The 18,722-nt window shown below is 59.5% G+C and carries 20 protein-coding genes and 1 tRNA gene; 11 read left to right on the top strand and 10 right to left on the bottom strand.

What is annotated here, in order from left to right; all coding sequences use genetic code 11:
• From EN990_RS31005 to EN990_RS30960, 10 genes are all read left to right on the top strand, one after another.
• Positions 1–357, top strand: a 357-nt coding sequence (locus EN990_RS31005; RefSeq protein WP_164766186.1) for a nucleoside deaminase, incomplete at its 5' end; no start/stop codon positions are given.
• A gap of 437 nt (positions 358–794) precedes the next feature.
• Entirely contained in the window at positions 795–2,003 is a 1,209-nt protein-coding gene (locus EN990_RS31000) for an integrase family protein (RefSeq protein WP_127369500.1), read from the top strand.
• 227 nt (positions 2,004–2,230) lie between these two features.
• Positions 2,231–2,434, top strand: coding sequence for a helix-turn-helix domain-containing protein (locus EN990_RS30995; protein ID WP_127369501.1), 204 nt, complete (start codon positions 2,231–2,233; stop codon positions 2,432–2,434).
• 132 nt (positions 2,435–2,566) lie between these two features.
• Positions 2,567–4,690, top strand: coding sequence for an AAA family ATPase (locus EN990_RS30990; protein WP_127388502.1), 2,124 nt, complete (start codon positions 2,567–2,569; stop codon positions 4,688–4,690).
• A 541-nt stretch (positions 4,691–5,231) separates the two neighbouring features.
• The gene (locus tag EN990_RS30985; protein WP_127369716.1) at positions 5,232–5,645 is read left to right on the top strand and encodes a hypothetical protein; all 414 of its coding nucleotides are present in this window, start codon (positions 5,232–5,234) and stop codon (positions 5,643–5,645) included.
• On the top strand, positions 5,642–7,084 hold the full coding sequence (locus EN990_RS30980) for a hypothetical protein (protein WP_127369717.1): 1,443 nt from the start codon (positions 5,642–5,644) through the stop codon (positions 7,082–7,084). The genes EN990_RS30985 and EN990_RS30980 overlap by 4 nt, the downstream gene beginning before the upstream one ends.
• 7 nt (positions 7,085–7,091) lie before the next feature.
• Positions 7,092–7,499 (top strand): hypothetical protein, encoded by a 408-nt coding sequence (locus EN990_RS30975; protein ID WP_127369718.1) that lies wholly within the window; start codon positions 7,092–7,094, stop codon positions 7,497–7,499.
• Entirely contained in the window at positions 7,499–7,873 is a 375-nt protein-coding gene (locus EN990_RS30970; protein ID WP_127369719.1) for a hypothetical protein, read from the top strand. The genes EN990_RS30975 and EN990_RS30970 overlap by 1 nt, the downstream gene beginning before the upstream one ends.
• A 10-nt stretch (positions 7,874–7,883) precedes the next feature.
• The gene (locus EN990_RS30965) at positions 7,884–8,627 is read left to right on the top strand and encodes a hypothetical protein (protein ID WP_127388501.1); all 744 of its coding nucleotides are present in this window, start codon (positions 7,884–7,886) and stop codon (positions 8,625–8,627) included.
• Between the two features lie 3 nt (positions 8,628–8,630).
• Positions 8,631–9,203, top strand: coding sequence for a hypothetical protein (locus EN990_RS30960; protein ID WP_127370104.1), 573 nt, complete (start codon positions 8,631–8,633; stop codon positions 9,201–9,203).
• A 13-nt stretch (positions 9,204–9,216) separates the two neighbouring features.
• Here EN990_RS30960 and EN990_RS30955 read toward each other — a convergent pair whose 3' ends face one another.
• From EN990_RS30955 to EN990_RS30945, 3 genes are all read right to left on the bottom strand, one after another.
• Complete coding sequence (locus EN990_RS30955) at positions 9,217–10,146, bottom strand: trypsin-like peptidase domain-containing protein (protein ID WP_164766185.1); 930 nt, start codon at positions 10,144–10,146, stop codon at positions 9,217–9,219.
• A gap of 142 nt (positions 10,147–10,288) precedes the next feature.
• Positions 10,289–10,537, bottom strand: coding sequence for a hypothetical protein (locus EN990_RS30950; protein WP_127370102.1), 249 nt, complete (start codon positions 10,535–10,537; stop codon positions 10,289–10,291).
• A 205-nt stretch (positions 10,538–10,742) separates the two neighbouring features.
• A tRNA-Lys gene (locus EN990_RS30945) sits at positions 10,743–10,818 on the bottom strand.
• Between the two features lie 257 nt (positions 10,819–11,075).
• On the opposite strand from EN990_RS30945, the gene EN990_RS30940 reads away from it, so the two are divergent.
• On the top strand, positions 11,076–11,543 hold the full coding sequence (locus EN990_RS30940) for a BA14K family protein (RefSeq protein WP_127370101.1): 468 nt from the start codon (positions 11,076–11,078) through the stop codon (positions 11,541–11,543).
• An 86-nt stretch (positions 11,544–11,629) separates the two neighbouring features.
• Here EN990_RS30940 and EN990_RS30935 read toward each other — a convergent pair whose 3' ends face one another.
• From EN990_RS30935 to EN990_RS30905, 7 genes are all read right to left on the bottom strand, one after another.
• Entirely contained in the window at positions 11,630–12,037 is a 408-nt protein-coding gene (locus EN990_RS30935; protein ID WP_224672845.1) for a DUF6882 domain-containing protein, read from the bottom strand.
• A gap of 93 nt (positions 12,038–12,130) precedes the next feature.
• Positions 12,131–13,621 (bottom strand): glycerol kinase GlpK, encoded by a 1,491-nt coding sequence (gene glpK, locus EN990_RS30930; RefSeq protein ID WP_127369110.1) that lies wholly within the window; start codon positions 13,619–13,621, stop codon positions 12,131–12,133.
• A gap of 96 nt (positions 13,622–13,717) precedes the next feature.
• Complete coding sequence (locus EN990_RS30925; protein ID WP_013531807.1) at positions 13,718–15,445, bottom strand: ABC transporter substrate-binding protein; 1,728 nt, start codon at positions 15,443–15,445, stop codon at positions 13,718–13,720.
• A 79-nt stretch (positions 15,446–15,524) separates the two neighbouring features.
• The gene (locus EN990_RS30920) at positions 15,525–15,818 is read right to left on the bottom strand and encodes a DUF2160 domain-containing protein (RefSeq protein ID WP_024503495.1); all 294 of its coding nucleotides are present in this window, start codon (positions 15,816–15,818) and stop codon (positions 15,525–15,527) included.
• Positions 15,815–16,729: a carbohydrate ABC transporter permease gene (locus EN990_RS30915; RefSeq protein WP_013531809.1), complete on the bottom strand. Its 915-nt coding sequence runs from the start codon at positions 16,727–16,729 to the stop codon at positions 15,815–15,817. The genes EN990_RS30920 and EN990_RS30915 overlap by 4 nt, the downstream gene beginning before the upstream one ends.
• Position 16,730: 1 nt before the next feature.
• Positions 16,731–17,597 carry a sugar ABC transporter permease gene (locus EN990_RS30910; protein ID WP_013531810.1) on the bottom strand — a complete coding sequence of 289 codons (867 nt, stop codon included), beginning with the start codon at positions 17,595–17,597 and terminating at the stop codon, positions 16,731–16,733.
• Positions 17,598–18,665 (bottom strand): ABC transporter ATP-binding protein, encoded by a 1,068-nt coding sequence (locus tag EN990_RS30905; protein ID WP_013531811.1) that lies wholly within the window; start codon positions 18,663–18,665, stop codon positions 17,598–17,600.
• Positions 18,666–18,722 lie beyond the last annotated feature (57 nt).

Below are 18,722 nucleotides of genomic sequence, written 5' to 3'. Positions count from 1 at the left end.
GTGCTGATGCGGCAGGGCAATCTCGACACGGTGCGCCATGCCGAGACGGAGCTCGCCCGGCGCGCCGCGGCTGCCTACGAGCCGGAGTTCCTGTGGCAATGCACGCTGGTCTCAACCTTCGAGCCGTGCGCGATGTGCGCCGGCACGATGTATTGGGCCAATATCGGGCGGCTGGTTTACGGGGTAGAGGAGACCGAGCTCCTGGCGCTCACCGGGGATCACGCGGAGAATCCGACGATGAGCCTCTCTTCGCGCACCGTCCTCGGCTCCGGCCAGAAAAAGATCGAGGTCTTTGGCCCCTTCCCCGAAATCGCCGACGAGATGCTCGCACCGCACCGCGATTTCTGGAAGCGCTGACGGCTTCGTCCCGGTTGGTAAGGTCGATCAATGGCAGCAGTGACTGTCGGATCGCGGTGGGAGTCGCCGCCGCCGTTCAACAAAATCAAAGACTTGTAGAATCAACGATCCGAAGTGGGACGATCTTGTCATGCGTTGCCCGTGGCGAGATCCTTGAGTAGGGCGTGCAGGCCGTGAAAACTCGCACAGTCGCTGCTTTTCTCAAAGACTTAAAGATCCTAAGTGGCTGATATTTAACGCTAAAACAATGGTGAGCGCGATGGGATTCGAACCCATGACCTACTGATTAAAAGTTTGCTGTTCCGACTTTTAGACGGAACCTATAGCCTTTTAATAAGAGCTTGGAACCCTTGGAAATCCGTCATATTGTGCTTGGATAGTTTTTAAGTCCGGGTGCTAGCGTTTTACACAGCGCCCTTATTAGAGGCCTTAGTAAGATGCCAAAAGCGAAGCTCACGACCAAGGGTGACATAGATTCATTGCCCCTCGTACCGACCGGCCAAGAGCACTGGTGGTGCACTGACTTGCGAGGCTTCGGCGTGGTCGTCGGAGCCAGGACAAAAACGTTTGTTGTCCAGCGCGACGTGCGGGGAAAGAGCCGAAGGGTCAGCATCGGGCGATATGGCGACATAACGCTCCAGCAAGCGCGCAAGCGAGCCGAGGAGCTTATGGGCGAGATGCGGGGCGGTGTTGACCCCCTCGCGGAACGCCGTGCCGCTGCCGCCAACAACATGACATTGCTTGAAGCCTGGGAGTTGTATAAGGGCCATCTCGACGCCAAAGAGCGCTCGCCAAAAACCGGCGACGAGTATTGGAAAAACCTCAACCGCTACTGTTCCGATTGGCTTAATCGGCCATTAGCTGAGATCAGTCGCGAGGCCGCCAACGCGCGGCACCGGCTTATCGGCAAGCAGAACGGCAAGTACGCTGCCAACGCCACCATGGTCGCTCTTAGGGCGATTTGGCGGCGTGTCCAAAGGCAGCACCCAGCTCTGGGCGCGCCGCCGACCGAGAACGTGGATTTCTTCGAAGAGAAGCCGCGCAAGACGGTGATCACCTACGACATGCTGCCCGACTGGTGGCTGGGTGCAAACTCAATCGATAACCCCATCCGCCGCGATCTGTATATCTGGCTGCTCTTCACCGGCACCCGGAGTGAGGAAGCGCGGTCGATACGCTGGGCTCAGGTGGACCTAGACACCGGCACCCTGCATTTCCCGATCACGAAGACAGAGGCATTCACCCTACCGCTATCAGACTTCTTGATCGGCCTCCTAAGGTCGCGAAAGGCATGCGAATTCACTATCGCGCAGTTCGGCTCAGACTGCGAATTCGTGTTCCCGGCATCCAGCAAGACAGGGTTCATTGCCGAGCCGAAACTGAACGAAAAGGAAGTCGAGCGTTTCCCCTGCGAATGGACACCACATACCCTGCGCCATACCTTCGTGACGATGGCCGAGAACAAGGTGGCGATTTCTGAAACCCATCGGCGGCTGCTCGTGAACCACGCCATCCCGAAATCAGGTGATGCGCATGCTGGCTACAATCACCCCGAACTGGATGATCTTCGCCGAAGCCAGCAGGCGGTTACGAATGCCTTCAAGGCCGCGATCTGGAAGTTCGCCTATCCGCAACTGCCACTGTAAAATAGCTTTACGAGCATAAAAACGGCGCTATGCTTGCGCTGTAAATTGTCTGTCAGGGCAAGGCGAAAATACCACTGACGGATAGTTCCTGTCGCAGGGAACAGCCCAACTTCGCTTGGCACTTGGGACCAACGCCCATACTGCCGTGATGCCCCTACGGGATGGGGAGCCGGGTTCACTCAATGACCGTAGGCAGGCACGGTCGTCTCGTGAGTGAGAATCCGACCATGAGCGACACTAATCGCGAATACATGAACACCAAGCAGGCTGCCGAGTACCTTGGCTTCTCCACCCAGTTTCTTGAGATCGGCCGCCACAAAGGTTACGGCCCGCCCTATCTGAAGTACCCGCAGGTCGTGAAGTATCGACGCTGTGACCTGGACGAGTGGGCCGCAAAACACCTCCGGCAGCATACCAGTGAGGTGGCATGAAAACGCCGACCCTGTGGAAGCAGGATCGGCGTTGCTCAGAGGTCAACACATGGAGCCAAGTGGTGCGAAACTTCGCTTGGACCAACTCCCAACATACCCGCAAAAACTTGATAAAACAAGGAGTTGCGGCTTATGGGCAACCAATCGCCAGTTAAGATATGGGACCTATTCGGCGGGTCCAATGAGGCTCACGGGCGGTACACCGTCCAAAGGACGAGCGAGCGAGGAAAGGCCGAAGGCAAGGCAGTAACCGAACCCGGCCCAGCAACGCAGGCTATCTGGAACGCCCATCTGGCTGGCACCGGACCTGGGGTTGGTGTCATCCCAATTCGAAGGGATGGAACTGTCCTCTGGGGATGCATCGATGTTGATGTGATTGGCATTGATCATGCTGCTCTCGAACAAGACATTGAAGATCTGAAACTTCCGCTGGTGGTCAGTCGATCAAAGTCAGGGGGCGCCCACGCCTTTCTGTTTTTGAAGGAACCGGCACCCGCTAGTGCGATCCAGCATTATCTCGCGCAATGCTCATCCGCTCTTGGATATGGCGGCTGTGAGATATTCCCGAAGCAAACTGCGGCCACAGAAGAGCAACCGGGCAACTGGCTCAATATGCCGTATTTCTTCGCGGACAAGACCAATCGATATGGCACCCACAACGGCGAGCTACTCGACCTACAAACGTTCGTGGATTTCGCCGCTAGCCGCCGCGTCTTGGCCGACGAATTGGTGCCGCCCCGCCAATTCGAACCGGTCCTAGCAAGCGAACGTTTCCAGTTGCCTGAAATCATCGAGGAAAGCAGCGGTCCCTACCAAGACAGCAAGGGGAAGGACTACTATGGCCGCAACCAGGTTCTTTACCACCACGGCTGTTCGCTGCGCTCAAGGGGCGCTGATGACGCAACGGTGGCATCGAACCTTGCTGAGGTAAACGCAAACCGATGTCGGCCACCCATCGAGCCGCGCAAACTCGATCTCATCATCAGGCAAGTGCAAAAGCTGCCGGTCGGAGAACCAGCACAGTCGAAGAAAGAGACCATCCCCAAGCTGCCGAAACTTGAGCCGGCAGTCTGGCCCGCCCCAGCGAGCATCCCGCGCCTGGACCGCCTGTATGGCCACCACTATGTGCGCGGCTTCGTGTCGGTGACAGCGGGTCCCGGTGGGATAGGCAAAAGCTCGCTCAGCCAAGCTGAAGTTGTGATGATGCTTGCCCACATAGGCATGGTCGAGGGGCGCTTGTCGCCGCGCCCTTTGAACGTCCTGTACGTGAATCTCGAAGACGATCTGGATCAGATTTGGCGGCATTTTCTGGCAACGGCGAGCCACTACGGAATCGACCCGAAGACGCTTGAAGGGAAGCTGTTCGTTCACTCCGGGCAGGATCAGCCCATCAAGATTGCCGAGTTGAAGAAACACGACGTCCGGGTCTGGACCGAACTCGTTGATGAACTGATCCAGTTCGCATTAGCGAACAACATCGACGTGGTGATCTTCGATCCGTTCGTCAGCCTCCATAGTGTCAACGAGAACGACAACGGCCAGATCGACGCCGTGATGAAGGAGTTGGGTCGCCTCGCCAGTAAGGGCAAGTGCGCTGTCGATGTCATCCACCACTCGCGCAAGACAAATGGCGAGGGGCAATCGGTGGAGACAATTCGCGGTGCTCGCTCGCTGACCGACGCGGCTCGCATGGCGCGTGTCATCGACACTATGACCGAAGATGAAGCCGAGAACTTCGGCCTACTTGGCTTCGACGCAAACGGCAGGGAAAAGCCGTCTTATCGCCGATACATTTACGAGCGACCGGCGAAGCAAAACCTAGCCCCGCCAGCTGTCAGCCGATGTTGGTATGTCCTCGTAAGTGTTCCGGTTGGCAATGCCGGAAAGGAGCAGGATCTCGAACCAAGCGACTGGGTTGGCGTCCCGACATCATGGACGCCACCCGAAGGTGAGCCGCTGTTCGAAGACGACAAGCTGCCCGACCTGTTGAAACTGTTCGAAAAGGGCGACCAGAGGGTGAGCGAGAAGGCCAACGATTGGGCCGGATACGCTATCGGGGAATTGCTCGATTACGACATAGGACGCGGCCTGAAATCGGCTGACGTTCTTGCCCGGCATAAGTCGGCGAGAAAGCGCGCGCAGCAGGTAATAGATGAACTCCAGCAGCGCGGGCTGATCATTGAGGAAGATCGCAAAGACAGCAATCGGGAGACACGACCTACGTGGATTTTGACCAGTAGGGAGATACCGTTTTGAAGCCGGTTGCAGCAGTGCAGCAGTCGCGTTTTTTGAGTGCTGCGGCACCGCTGCAGAGCCACGGGGCAGCAGTGCAGCAGTCTAGGACCCCCCTAAAGGGGGGTGTCCATAGTGCTGCAAGTGCTGCTCCTGCTCGTGGCGTTGTTTCCCTGGAAAGGAAGATAATTTCCCCCGATCGCTGCGGGCGGCAAGCTGTCCCCGCTGTTGCGGGCTTGCTTGCATGTGGTGGGCTGGCTAGGTGGGCGCTACAGCGTGGAACGTCCCCCTGCCCGAGTACTGCACTGGACAGCAACGAAACGCGCTGTGGGCGGCTGTATTGCCCAGATTAAAAACACTCGACTGAAGCCGCAATTTGCTGCACCCCTCGCAATATTGCTGACAGAATAAGTGTTAGTTATTCAGTCATCGATGCAAACATCCAAATAAATCCTTGTTTTACAGCGCTTGCGCAGCGTAACGTGTGCTTACATTCAAATCTAACAAGGCTCTTAGCAACTGCATCTGCTGCTGTAACGCGGCGATCAGCCCCGGAAACTCGCCCATGGATGCCCTAGCCGACCAGCCTTCAGCCGAGGGGCAGAAATCCCCGCAGCGCTCCCGGATCGCAAACGGCAGCGCCACTCTGTTAGGCGCAAGAGACGAGCGTTCCCTTTACGTGCGCCGGATGAAGGAAGTCATTGCCGAGCATGTGGATGATCGAGGCGGTCTGGATGCCATGTCAGCCGCCGAGAAGTCCCTGATCCGCCGCGTTGCCGTGCTGACCATTGAGCTTGAGAAGCTGGAGACGCGCTTCGCTGAGGACGAGACGGTCGGCGAGCGCACCCTTGATCTCTACAATCGGACGGCCGGCAACCTAGGGCGCCTGCTAGATCGTCTTGGTCTCAAGCGCAAGGCGAAGCCAGCCCGGACGATAGAGGGGCATATCGCAGCCAAGCGGAAGCAGGCAGCGGCATGAAACCCATCATCTCCATGCGCGAAGCCTTAGCCGACCCGGACCTGTTCGGCACGATCTTAACCGGCGACAGTTGGCTGCCGTGGCGGGTCATGTTGATCGCCTTGATGGGTGAGCCGCTGACGGCAGAAGAGCGTGTCATCTTCACCGCCTTGACCCAGCGCGAGCACGAGCCGCTGTCCCCCGTCGAGGAGTTCTGGGGGATCGTCGGACGCCGTGGCGGCAAGACACGCGCCATGTCCGTCCTCAGTGCCTACTTAGCCGCCCTCTGCGACTGGTCGGACGTGCTGGTCCCGGGTGAAACCGGCAAGCTCTTCTATCTCGGCTACAATCAGAAACAGGCGAACATCGCATTCGACTATGCCAAGTCGATCTTCAACCTCCCCCTGTTTGCGCAGCGCGTCGATAATGTCAGTGCCGACATCATCGCTCTCAAGACCGGCATTGAACTGGAAGTGCGCGCCGCGACATGGCGCGGGTTGCGTGGCGTCACCAGCATTGGCGCGATCTTCGATGAGTTGGCGTTCTTCCAGTCGGAGGAATATTCCGCCAACACCGACAAGGAAATTTTGAACGCGATACGCCCCTCGCTGGCAACGACATCTGGACCCCTGATCGCGATCAGCTCGCCGTTCGCAAAGTCGGGCGAAGTGTTCCAAGCGGTCGAGCGCGACTTCGGCCCGAATGGTGATCCCCTTATCCTTGTCGCGAGGGGTGCAAGCCGCGACTTCAATCCGAGCCTATCGCAGCGTGTCGTGACGCGTGCACTGGAACGCGATGCTGCTGCCGCGCGGGCCGAGTATCTGGGCGAGTTCCGAGAGGACTTGGCGGCCTTTGTGGACCTTGCCGTCGTGCAAGCGTGCGTAGCTGCGGGTCTGGCAGCAATTCTGCCCAACGCTCTGCGCCAGCCCTACACGGCCTTCTGCGACCCGGCTGGCGGCAGTGGCACCGACAGTTTCACGTTGGGCATCGGACATGACGGGCTGGACGACCAGCAGCTTGGAAAAGACCTGATCATTCTGGATTTGGTGGACGAGGTGAAGCCGCCGTTCCGCCCCGAACAGGTCGTGATGAAGTTCGCCGCGACGCTCAAGACGTATGGCTGCGATTCAGTCTATGGCGACAACTACGCGGCTCAGTGGGTCGTCGACGCCTTCGACCGGTATGGCATCCGATACATCAAGTCGCCGCTCAACAAGAGCGAGCTGTTCCTGAACTTTTTGCCGATGTTGAACAGCCGCTCGATCCAGCTTCTGGATCATTCCAAGCTGGTGTCGCAGCTCGTCGGCATGCAGCGCCGCGTGACGAGCGGTGGCCGCGAGACGATCGATCACAACCCCAATGGGCATGACGACGTGGCGAATGCCGTCGCTGGATGCCTGGCTGTCATCGCTCGCAACCGACGTCACACGAAGACCACAACCACAGCCATTCCGATGTGAGGACAGCATGCGCGAAGGCGACGTAGTTCAAACCACGCTGGGCCACAAATGGGTGGTCGCGTTTCTGCTTGATGCTGTTGACATCGAGGGGCTGCATGACGGGCGTCACGCGTTCCTAGTGCGCCCTGAGCCGACACCCTATGGCGACGATATCGTCTACGCGCTGGAGTCGGAGAACGACATCTTCATGGGGTGGCTGGGCACCACGGAGATTGATCAGGGCGACGTGTACACGCTCTACGGTGACGAGCCATTTGCCGTGGTCGAAGAGCGCGACCAGTTCATCAAGTTGCGGCGCGAAAACGGCAGCACCGAATGGATAATGCGCTGGCGCCTCGCCTTCAATCTGATGGTCGGACACGACATCTCCCCCGAGGCTGATTGGACCGAAGCCAAACTGATGGGAGCAATCTGATGACCGTGCAAGTCGGCGATATCGTCGTGGCGGGATCAGGGTTGCGCTGGTGCATCCTGGGCTTCGTTGGCAACCCCAGCGGCGGGCAGGATGCGAAGCTGATCCGCAAAAACTCCGATGGCAGTTTCACCGGCGTCCAAAAGGATGCCGAAATGCTGATCGCGGTGGAAAGCCCTGTCTTCGAGATCGGCGAGCCGGTGACGATCAACGGTCTCAAGGGGACCTTCCAGTGCTTAGAGCGCGAAGAGCATGTCGCGCGCATCATGCTGGCACCCCGCTCCAAGCAATTGGCAAGCGGCGGATTTGTCGAGATTCAGGCGGGCGTGTCTCGCGCCAGCTTCGCCTTGCTCGTCCTTGAAAATAGAAAAGTGTAGGAGAAGTCACATGGCAAGCGTTGCCGAACAGGAACTGAAATTGCACGTCTCGCCCTCCATCGATGAGCGGACGATCGACCATTTCGCCGAGAGGCAGATCGGCAATACGAAGCCCGAACCTGACCTGGAGCATGTCGCTCTATCGGCGGCGATGAAGGTAGCTCGCGAGGAGGCCCACGCGCTGGTCGCTCTCGCTGAGACTGTGTACGGGGACGGGTCGCAGCCGCTAGCTGCCGCCGTGATCCAAGTGGCTAGTGCGGCGCGCAAAAGTGGCGAGCGTGTCGCGGCCCGCTTGCTCGCCGCTCAGGAGAAGGTTGATACGACGATAGCGTCGCTTGAGAAAGTGACGTTTGCGCCCCCACCGGACGCCACGGCTGGAGAGCGGTACGATCAAGAGATTCGGGCCTCGCTGAAGGCACTGACTCCCGATGAACTCGCCAAGGAGATCAACGACGCTCTTGCGAGCAACGATATGGCGCTCATCGGTGCGGTGCTGCGCGCGCCAAGAGTCACGACCGGCATGAAGGCGGCCGAATTGGAATCCCTTCGCCACAGATTCCGCACCCAGCACTTTCCGAGCGAGATGCGCCGTCTGGAGCGTTTGAAGAAAATGCGCGTCGCGTCTGATGTGGGCGGTGGAGCATTCATCAAACTCGTGCAGCAGGCGGGCGACACTACCTTCGCCAATGCCGCCATGGCCGCGCGCTCCAAGCGCGAAAGCGTGCTCGCTGCCCATCAGCAACAGGAGGCATGAGACATGGCCAAGTCAGATCACTACATCGGTGAAGGCCTTCGCCTACGCATGAAGCTCACCAAGACCGACCTTGCGTCGGTGCCGCATGAATACCGCATCGCCTACCGGCCTGTTGACGAGGACGATGACGATTGCGAGGGCTACGATTTGATACTGTGCGTCAGCGCCGCCAACTACGTCACGGAGGCAAAGGCTGAGATCGCCCGCCTCACGGCTTCGCTGGAGACGCTGAAGGTTGAAGGCCCCAAGATGGTGGCGGCTGAAAAGCAGGCGTCACGCGACCACGCCGTCCGTATGACCCTCTTTCATTCGCTCGCAAAAGCTGGCGTCAAACAGGGGCTGATCGAGGGCGCCATGGCGACACTGGAAAGCCAAAATGATTTCGAGGTCGGTGAGTCCGATGGCCGCAAGAAAGAGCGAGTCGTCCATGCTAGGACCGAGCGAGGGCTGTTAACGGTCGACGCGCTGGTCCAGCAGTTCGTGGAGACCGAAGGGGCAGCTTATCTGGAAAGGCGCGCTGCCCCCGCCGGCGGCCATTTCAATCAGCTAAGCCGGGGCTTGAAGTTGCGCCACTAGCCGAAGGGGGCTTCTAGCTGGTGTGTCTTTTGTGAAGCGGTCTAGCGATGGCGGCAAAGGCCATTCGCTCAACGGCTTCCGTTTTCCAGACCCTACCCAGCGACAATTCGTGCTCGTCTTTGGACACACCGTCTCGGCCAGCATAGACTCCAACCATCAATGGCTCGTCGTCCTTGAGCTCGACTTGAACTCCGTCGTCCGAAAACAGCCGGTCTCCCTTTTCGCCCAAATAAACAACGGGCGATCCGGACATTCCTGACTTCGTCATCGCATCAATGTAGAAAGCGGTCGGGTATTCCTTTCCGCCTAGAGTGAGGGATGTCTGAGGTTCCGATGCAATTGACGCTCGTTTCCATATTGGGAACACGCCACCAGCACTAATCCCTTTTGGGTAGCCGAGAACAAAAACCTCTGATCCAACCGCCGGGTAAAAATGGCTGACGTCAGACACCGGTACTGGCCCAGTTTCTGGCGGCGAAGCGCCACGCTTCATTGTCACTTTGCCTCCTGCAATTGAGCGCAGGCTGTGCCCCCTGCTCTTCAATTCCGGCACGTAGCTGTCGATCAGGATAGCAGCAAAGTCATTTTGATTGTCGTTACCTTTGCTATCGATCCAGATCGGTTCATTTCGCTTAAATAACCACACGTCCATTGGTTTGAAAAAAAGCGACTCGTGCTCTCGACCTTTGATGATCCGTTTCTTGGAAAGCGCGACATGAAACTTAATGCGATTGGGAATTGCTGCTGTTGGTGAAAGGCACGCATTGTCGATCGGATTTCTACCGCTCAACACATGCCAATTAGTGATCAGAAAATAGTTGGTCGCGAGGTGCAAAATGAATCCCGTCGCGCTGCTGATGGCCTGATCGTTGAAGTAAGTTTCTATTTTCGTGGTGATGTAACTTAGTGGGCTTCCCATCCAAAAATTTACGATGACAGGCATTTCTTCTTCTCGATGCAGAAAATTACGGGTCTCCCTGCGTAAACTACCGGGCCACATTCCGCAATTCAGCGCCGCCCACACACTTGGGGCGGCGCGCATGGCTCTATGGCTTGGGACGGTGGTTTTGGCCGATTAGCTACTGCTAGGCCTTTGTGGCCTGCTTCTTTTTGAATCTCCGGAAGCGAGCGTCGGCCCGTTCCAGATAATCGCGAAACTTTGCCGGCCTCCCTCCAGTGGCATTGAGGCCGAGGATAAGAACTTCCGCACCTTTGGCAGTCGTGAGGCATCCGACGAACCCTTCGGCATTCGGAAATTCGCCGAAAACCAAAAGCCTGTGGGATGAACCGTCCGAGTTGTCGCTGAGGGCGAACTCCCGAGAATAGCTTTTCATAGGCACACACTCCTACTTCATCCGGGATTTTGAAGAGGGGTTGCCGGGGAACTCGCGGACAATCGTATAGCGCGGACCAGCCGAGTCAATGCATTCCACCGGCACGCTGGCCAGCCATTACTAAATCGTTATTAAAGACACAAAGGAATTCAAAAAGACCGGTCGCCAAATCTCCGCAAAGCCTTGCGCTGCTTGGGTTTGGGAGTGGTGAGCGCGATGGGATTCGAACCCATGACCTACTGATTAAAAGTCAGTTGCTCTACCGGCTGAGCTACGCGCTCCCGCGGGCGAAAGGCGGCCCTCGAAATTGCGCGGAACATAGGGAGAGTGCCTCGACCGGTCAACCGGAAAAAGAGGTCTCGCAAACACGGGCGGCTTCGCCCTGTCGCGGCACTTGTCCCACGCGCTGTCGGGGGGAGAACGGCCAAGGAACGCTGCCATTTATGCCTGACGGTGGCATCCAGTCTGGGGAACAATTGTATGCGCCGCTCGTTTTTCGGGCACAGGGACGTCCGCCAAACCATCGAGGAGAAGACCAATGAACAGAATCACAACGAGCCTGCTGGCGACCGCTCTCTCCGCCACATTCGTTGCGGCGGAGGCGGTGTCGGTTAATGCCCAACCGAACTATGTGCCGCAGTCCCAGGTCGCGGTGCCGGATGTACAGACAGTCCAGTACCGGGAGTGGCGCAAGGACCGCTACAATCGCAATTTTTCGCGTGACCGCACTTTTTCCCGCAATCGCGGCATGTATTGGAATGGCCATCGCGGCTATCGCGAATATCGCCCCGGCTACCGTCGTCACGGCGATTATTGGTTCCCGCTTGCGGCCTTCGCTACCGGCGCGCTGATTACCGGGGCAATCATCAACAATGAAAACAACCGCGTCTACGGGGGTAACGCCCACGTCCAGTGGTGCTACGACCACTATCGCAGCTACCGTACTTCGGACAACACGTTCCAGCCGAATTACGGCCCTCGCAGGGAGTGCCGCTCGCCTTACTGATCCGAAGTGTGAGTACCGAGTAAAAATGGCCTGCGCCGGCAACGGCGCGGGCCATTTTTCGACGTGCCCAGGCGCGAGAGTGCTGGTCAGTTCGCCCAGCTGATACTTTTGAAAATCAAATAGAGCGCTCCACCCTCACCACGCGGTGAGCGATACGCACCGAGAGCATGGCAAATTCGAACCATTGTTCCCGTCAATTCCCAACCCAGCGCTTCCAGGTCATTGCCGGCGTTGGGCACATAGGCCTGGGCCAACTCATCTATGCTGTTCTTCTCGCCGAAGGAGCGAACCAGCTTGGCGTCGCTGAGAAGCTCGCTGGGCAAATTCGAATTTGCCCAAGCCCACAGCCAATTGCTGGCCTTGGCGCTCGTGGAGCCTGCAATCTGGATCTCAGTGACGATCTTGACGCCTCCTTCATCCGAGAACAGAAGCTTTCCGGCCGTGAGGTCATAGTCATAGCGTGACCAACTGCCGAGGCGAAAATCTCTATGCAAGCGGTCATTCTTGGCATGCAGTTGCTCAACGGCCGTCGCGCCAAGCAGGATACCAGTCTGGCTTCATTCTCCTCTCACCCTGATGGCTGCTCACTACACGCTCAGCGTCCGGCGCACAGCATCGCGCCAACCAGCAAGTTTGGCTGCGCGCGCGGAGCCATCCATGGCCGGCTGGAACCTCCGCTCGAGCGCCCAGCTCTTCGCGAATTTCTTGGCATCCGGCCACACGCCTGCCTTCGACCCGGCGAGCCACGCGGCACCCAGCGCCGTCGTCTCCAGGATGGTCGGACGGTCGACCGGCGCGTCGAGGATGTCGGCCAGCCTCTGCATGGTCCAGTCCGACGCAACCATGCCGCCGTCGACCCGCAGCACGGTCTTGGCCGAAGCTCCCTTCCAGTCCTTACGCATGGCGTCGAGCAGGTCGCGCGTCTGGTAGGCGACGGATTCGAGTGCGGCGCGGGCGAATTCCGCCGGCCCGGAATTGCGCGTCAGCCCGAAAATGGCACCGCGTGCCTCGGCGTCCCAATGCGGCGCGCCGAGCCCGACGAAGGCCGGCACCAGGTAGACGTTTTGCGTTGGATCAGCCTCGGCAGCCAGCTTGCCGCTTTGCGCGGCCTTGCCGATCACCTTGATGCCGTCGCGCAGCCATTGGACCGCGGCGCCGGCAATGAAGATCGAGCCCTCCAGCGCATAAGTGGTCTTGCCGTTCAGCCTGTAGGCAATAGTGGTCAAGAGGCGGTTCTTCGAACGCACAAGGTCGCTGCCGGTGTTGAGCAGCGCAAAGCAGCCCGTGCCGTAGGTGGATTTCATCATGCCCGGCTCGAAACAGGCCTGGCCGATGGTCGCCGCATGCTGGTCGCCGGCAACACCGAGGATTCTTATCTCGGCGCCGAAGAGATTTTTCTCCGTGATTCCATAGTCATCGGCGCAATCTTTTACCTCGGGGAGCATTTTTGCCGGGATGTTCAGTATCGACAGCAGTTCGTCGTCCCAGGCATTTTTCTCGATGTTGTAGACCAGCGTGCGCGACGCGTTGGTGGCATCCGTGGCGTGGACCTTGCCGCCGGTCAGACGCCAGATCAGGAAGCTGTCGATGGTGCCGGCGAGCAGCTCGCCCTTCTCGGCGCGCTTTCTGGCGCCCTTAACCTTGTCCAGCATCCAGGAGATCTTGGTGCCGGAAAAATACGGATCGAGCAGCAGGCCGGTCTTTTTGGTGAATGTCTTCTCCAGCCCCTGCTTCTTGAGTTTCTGGCACAGCGGCGCGGTGCGCCGGTCCTGCCAGACGATGGCGTTGTGGATCGGTTTGCCGGTCGCCCTGTCCCAGATAACGACGGTTTCGCGCTGGTTGGTGATGCCGATCGCGGCCACGTCGGATGCATCCCGGCCGGCCTTTTTCAGCGCCGCCTTCACGGTCGACACCACGCTCGCCCAGATATCCTCGGGATCGTGCTCGACCCAGCCGGAGGCCGGGTAATGCTGGGTGAACTCCTTCTGTCCGCTGCCGACGAGCTTCATCTGGCCGTCGAACAGGATCGCCCGGGTCGAAGTCGTGCCCTGGTCGATGGCAAGGATGTATCCGGTCATTCTGCCTCCCCGCTTATTTTTTACACAAACAGGGGAGACGGCAAGATGCCGCCTCCCCTTATTCTCATGATGCAGGCGCGAACGCCGGCACCAAGGTTACTTCTGCCAGCTCTTCACCAGTTCGTCGTAGTTGATGGTGATCGGCTTTTCCTTCTCGTTCTCGATCTTCAGCTGAGGAGCGAGATTGCCTTTCTTGACCGCGTCGGCGTTCCAGTAGGCGAGGTCATGCTCTTCGGCCATCTTCGGGCCGATATCGCCCTGGACGCCCGATTTCTCGATGCGGCTCATGACCTTCTCCTGCTCGCCGCAGAGCGAGTCCATCGCTTCCTGCGCCGTCTTGGCACCCGACGACGCATCGCCGATCGCCTGCCACCAGAGCTGTGCCAGCTTTGGATAATCAGGCACGTTGGTGCCGGTCGGCGACCACTGGACGCGGGCCGGCGAACGGTAGAACTCGATCAGGCCGCCGAGCTTCGGAGCCCGCTCGGTGAAGCTCTTGTCGTGGATCGTGCTCTCGCGGATGAAGGTCAGGCCGACATGGCTTTTCTTCACGTCGACAGTCTTCGAGGTGACGAACTGCGCGTAGAGCCAGGCGGCCTTGGCGCGGTCGGTCGGGGTCGACTTCATCAGCGTCCAGGAGCCGACGTCCTGATAGCCGAGCTTCATGCCGTCCTTCCAGTAGACGCCATGCGGCGACGGCGCCATGCGCCACTTCGGCGTACCGTCGTCGTTCAGCACCGCCTTGGCGCCGGCATCGACCATCGAAGCGGTGAAGGCGGTGTACCAGAAGATCTGCTGGGCAACCGCGCCCTGCGCCGGAACCGGGCCGGATTCGGAGAAGGTCATGCCCTGGGCTTCCGCCGGAGCGTAGGCCTTCAGCCAGTCGAGGTATTTCTGGATCGAGTAGACGGCGGCCGGGCCATTGGTGTCGCCGCCGCGCGCCGTGCAGGAGCCGACCGGACGCGAATTCTCGTCGACCTTGATGCCCCACTCATCGACCGGCAGACCGTTCGGCAGGCCCTTGTCGCCATTGCCGGCCATCGACAGCCAGGCGTCGGTGAACCGCCAGCCGAGCGACGGGTCCTTCTTGCCGTAGTCCATGTGGCCATAGACCTTCTTGCCGTCGATCTCGCGGCCGGTGAAGAACTCGGCGATGTCCTCATAGGCAGACCAGTTGACGGGAACGCCAAGGTCGTAGCCGTACTTGGCCTTGAAGTCCGCCTTGTTCTTCTCGTCGTTGAACCAGTCGTAACGGAACCAGTAGAGGTTCGCGAACTGCTGGTCGGGAAGCTGGTAGAGCTTCTTGTCCGGAGCGGTCGTGAACGAGGTGCCGATAAAATCCTTCAGGTCGAGGTTCGGGTTGGTGACATCCTTGCCCTCGCCCGCCATCCAGTCGGTCAAATTGCGCACCTGCTGGTAGCGCCAGTGGGTGCCGATCAGGTCGGAATCGTTGACCCAGCCGTCATAAAGGTTCTGGCCCGTCTGCATCTGGGTCTGGATCTTCTCGACGACGTCGCCTTCCTGGATGACGTCATGCGTGATCTTGATACCGGTGATGGCGGTAAAGGCCGGCGCCAGCACCTGCGATTCATACTGGTGCGTGGCGATGGTTTCCGAAACGACCTTGATGTCCATGCCGGCGAAAGGCTTTGCGGCATCGATGAACCACTGCATTTCGGCTTCCTGGCCAGCGCGGTCGAGCGTCGAGAGCGGGCCGATTTCCTTGTCCAGGAAAGCCTTTGCCTCGTCCATCCCGGCATAGGCATTGCCCACGCCCAGCAACAGGACAAGGGCCGTCGTTGATGTTAAAAATTGCCTTCGCATGTGTTTCCTCCACAGTTTTAAGGTTCAAGTGCGATCTGGAGCGGCCGCCGGCACGCGGTCGCTCCAACAGTTTCCCCCTCTATACGTAGCGGAACACGCCAATGGCGTAGACCACGGAGAGAGCGAGAGCCCACCACAGGTTGGATCCGACAAGACCCAACCAAGCGAGATGGATAAAGGCGCTGCCAAGCAGCGACAGGAAAAGACGGTCGCCGCGCGTTGTCTCGAAGCGCAGCACGCCGACGCGCGGATTGCCGCCCGGCGAGGCGTATTCCCACGCCGCCATGCCGCAAAGCAGCAGAAGGATGGTCCCGAAAAAGGCCGCCGTCGGCCACGTCCACGCCATCCAGGTGAGGTCGAAATTCATCGTCAAACCCTCCCCAGGGCGAAGCCCTTGGCGATATAATTGCGCACAAACCAAATGACGAGCGCGCCGGGGATCAACGTGAGCACGCCGGCGGCGGCGAGCAGGCCCCAGTCCATGCCAGCGGCCGAAACCGTGCGGGTCATGGTGGCGGCGATCGGCTTGGCGTCGGTGGTGGTCAGCGTACGGGCGATAAGCAGTTCCACCCACGAGAACATGAAGCAGAAGAAGCAGGCCACGCCGATGCCGCTGGCGATCAGGGGCATGAAGATCCTGACGAAGAAGCGCGGGAACGAATAGCCGTCGATATAGGCGGTTTCGTCGATTTCCTTCGGCACACCCGACATGAAGCCTTCGAGGATCCACACCGCCAGCGGCACGTTGAACAGGCAGTGCGCCAGCGCCACCGCAATGTGCGTGTCGATCAGGCCGAAGGCCGAATAGAGCTGGAAGAACGGCAGCGCGAACACCGCCGGCGGCGCCATGCGGTTGGTCAGCAGCCAGAAGAACAGGTGCTTGTCGCCGAGGAAGCGGTAGCGCGAGAAGGCGTAGGCTGCCGGCAGCGCGGCAGCCACCGAAATCACCATATTCATCACCACATAGGTGATCGAGTTGATGTAGCCCGAGTACCAGGAGGCGTCGGTGAAGATGGTGACGTAGTTGGCGAGCGTCGGCTGGTGCGGATAGAGTGTCAGCGAGGAGACGATCTCGGCATTGGTCTTGAAGCTCATGTTGATGAGCCAGTAGATCGGCAGCAAAAGCACGACGATGTAGATCGTCGGCACGATCCACCACCAGCGCGATTCCTCGCCGCGTTTGCGCATCAGCCGGGCGACCTGATCCTGCGACAGTGTGCTCGCCAGTTTGCCCGCTGCTGTGGTCTCGCTCACTCTATCGGCTCTTTCGTTGGCGCCGGTCATCTCAGCGCTCCGCGTCGTAGTTGGTCATCACGGTGTAGAAGACCCATGACAGCAGAAGGACGATGAGGAAGTAGACCAGCGACATGGCTGCGGCCGGACCGAGGTCGAACTGGCCGAGCGCGGTCTTGACGAGGTCGATCGACAGGAATGTCGTCGAGTTGCCGGGACCGCCGCCGGTCACCACGAAGGGTTCGGTATAGATCATGAATGAGTCCATGAAGCGAAGCAGCACGGCGATCAGCAGCACCCTGTTCATCTTCGGCAGCTGGATGTAGCGGAACACCGCCCAGCGCGAGGCGCCATCGATCTTGGCCGCCTGATAGAAGGCATCCGGAATGGAGACCAGGCCGGCATAGCAGAGCAGCACGACGAGGCTGGTCCAGTGCCAGACATCCATGATGATGACGGTGACCCAGGCATCGAACGGGTCCTGCACATAGTTGTAGTCGATGCCGAGCGCGTTGACGTAGTAGCCGAGCAGGCCGATGTCGTTGCGGCCGAAGACCTGCCAGATGGTGCCGACGACGTTCCACGGAATCAGCAGCGGCAGCGCCATGAGCACCAGGCAGACCGGCACGCCCCAGCCCTTTTTCGGCATGTTGAGCGCGATGAAGATGCCGAGCGGCACTTCGATCGCCAGGATGATGAAGGAGAAGATCAGGTTGCGGACCATCGCTTCCCAGAAGCGGCTGGAAGACAGCAGTTCCTCGAACCACTCGGTGCCGGCCCAGAAGAAGACGTTGTTGCCGAACGTGTCCTGCACCGAATAGTTGACGACGGTCATCAGCGGGATGACCGCCGAGAACGCCACCAGCACCAGCACCGGCAGCACCAGGAACCAGGCCTTGTTGTTCCAGGTCTTTTCCATCTATGCCCCCATCTCGACGCGCCAGGAATCGGCATAGATGTTGATGCCGGCCGGCTCGAACCGCACCTTCGGATCGGCCGGCACGGTCTCGTCCTCGCCGATGACGGCCGCAATCTCGCGGCCTTCGAGCTTGGCGCGGACCACCTTGTGGCGGCCGAGATCCTCGACCTTGCTCACCTGCACGGCCATGCCGTCGCGGCCAAGCCGGACATATTCGGGACGGATGCCGAGTTCGATGGCGCCGCTGCCCGCTTTTGGCGCGCCCGGCAGTTCGATGCGCTGCGAGCCGAGCGTCGCCGTCTTGCCGTCGATGGCCACCGGCATGACGTTCATGCCGGGCGAGCCGATGAAATAACCGACAAAGGTATGGCGTGGCCGTTCGAACAGTTCGGCCGGCGTGCCGATCTGGACGATGCCGCCGTCATACATGACCACGACCTGGTCGGCGAAGGTCAGCGCCTCGGTCTGGTCGTGGGTCACATAGACCATGGTGTAGCCGAAGCGGCGGTGCAGCTGCTTCAGCTGCGAGCGCAGCACCCATTTCATATGCGGGTCGATGACGGTCAGCGGCTCGTCGAACAGGATGGCGTTGACGTCGGAGCGCACCAGCCCGCGGCCGAGCGAGATCTTCTGCTTCTGGTCGGCGGTCAGGCCCCTCGCCTTCTTCTTCGCCCAGGACGCCAGGTCGATCATCTCCAGCGTCTCGCGCACCTTGCGGTCGACATCGGCTTCCGGCACGCCGCGATTGCGCAGCGGGAAGGCCAGATTGTCGTAGACGGTCATGGTGTCGTAGATGACCGGGAACTGGAACACCTGCGCGATATTGCGCTCCTGCGTCGACAAATTGGTCACGTCCTTGCCGTTGAACAGCAACTGACCGTGCGACGGGTGCAGCAATCCCGAAATGATGTTGAGCAGCGTGGTCTTGCCGCAGCCCGATGGCCCGAGCAGCGCATAGGCGCCGCCGTCCTCGAAGGTGTGGTGCACTTCCCTGAGCGCGAAATCGGCATCCTTCCGAGGGTTCGGCAGATAGGAATGCCTGACATGGTTGACGTCTATGCGTGCCATATCTTTCCCCTCAAGCCGCCAGCTTCGGCGCGGCCACGGCACGGCCGTGCTCGTCGA

It is taken from the genome of Mesorhizobium sp. M7A.F.Ca.US.005.03.1.1 (assembly GCF_003997975.1).
Taxonomy (GTDB): domain Bacteria; phylum Pseudomonadota; class Alphaproteobacteria; order Rhizobiales; family Rhizobiaceae; genus Mesorhizobium; species Mesorhizobium ciceri.
This window is presented reverse-complemented; position numbering and strand designations above follow the sequence as displayed.

Bases quoted from the DNA above. Each gene is read 5' to 3' on its own strand.
- EN990_RS31000 (WP_127369500.1), top strand. From the start codon at position 795: ATGCCAAAAGCGAAGCTCACGACCAAGGGTGACATAGATTCATTGCCC.
- EN990_RS30995 (WP_127369501.1), top strand. From the start codon at position 2,231: ATGAGCGACACTAATCGCGAATACATGAACACCAAGCAGGCTGCCGAG.
- EN990_RS30990 (WP_127388502.1), top strand. From the start codon at position 2,567: ATGGGCAACCAATCGCCAGTTAAGATATGGGACCTATTCGGCGGGTCC.
- EN990_RS30985 (WP_127369716.1), top strand. From the start codon at position 5,232: ATGGATGCCCTAGCCGACCAGCCTTCAGCCGAGGGGCAGAAATCCCCG.
- EN990_RS30980 (WP_127369717.1), top strand. From the start codon at position 5,642: ATGAAACCCATCATCTCCATGCGCGAAGCCTTAGCCGACCCGGACCTG.
- EN990_RS30975 (WP_127369718.1), top strand. From the start codon at position 7,092: ATGCGCGAAGGCGACGTAGTTCAAACCACGCTGGGCCACAAATGGGTG.
- EN990_RS30970 (WP_127369719.1), top strand. From the start codon at position 7,499: ATGACCGTGCAAGTCGGCGATATCGTCGTGGCGGGATCAGGGTTGCGC.
- EN990_RS30965 (WP_127388501.1), top strand. From the start codon at position 7,884: ATGGCAAGCGTTGCCGAACAGGAACTGAAATTGCACGTCTCGCCCTCC.
- EN990_RS30960 (WP_127370104.1), top strand. From the start codon at position 8,631: ATGGCCAAGTCAGATCACTACATCGGTGAAGGCCTTCGCCTACGCATG.
- EN990_RS30955 (WP_164766185.1), bottom strand. From the start codon at position 10,146: ATGCCTGTCATCGTAAATTTTTGGATGGGAAGCCCACTAAGTTACATC.
- EN990_RS30950 (WP_127370102.1), bottom strand. From the start codon at position 10,537: ATGAAAAGCTATTCTCGGGAGTTCGCCCTCAGCGACAACTCGGACGGT.
- EN990_RS30940 (WP_127370101.1), top strand. From the start codon at position 11,076: ATGAACAGAATCACAACGAGCCTGCTGGCGACCGCTCTCTCCGCCACA.
- glpK (WP_127369110.1), bottom strand. From the start codon at position 13,621: ATGACCGGATACATCCTTGCCATCGACCAGGGCACGACTTCGACCCGG.
- EN990_RS30925 (WP_013531807.1), bottom strand. From the start codon at position 15,445: ATGCGAAGGCAATTTTTAACATCAACGACGGCCCTTGTCCTGTTGCTG.
- EN990_RS30915 (WP_013531809.1), bottom strand. From the start codon at position 16,729: ATGACCGGCGCCAACGAAAGAGCCGATAGAGTGAGCGAGACCACAGCA.
- EN990_RS30910 (WP_013531810.1), bottom strand. From the start codon at position 17,597: ATGGAAAAGACCTGGAACAACAAGGCCTGGTTCCTGGTGCTGCCGGTG.
- EN990_RS30905 (WP_013531811.1), bottom strand. From the start codon at position 18,665: ATGGCACGCATAGACGTCAACCATGTCAGGCATTCCTATCTGCCGAAC.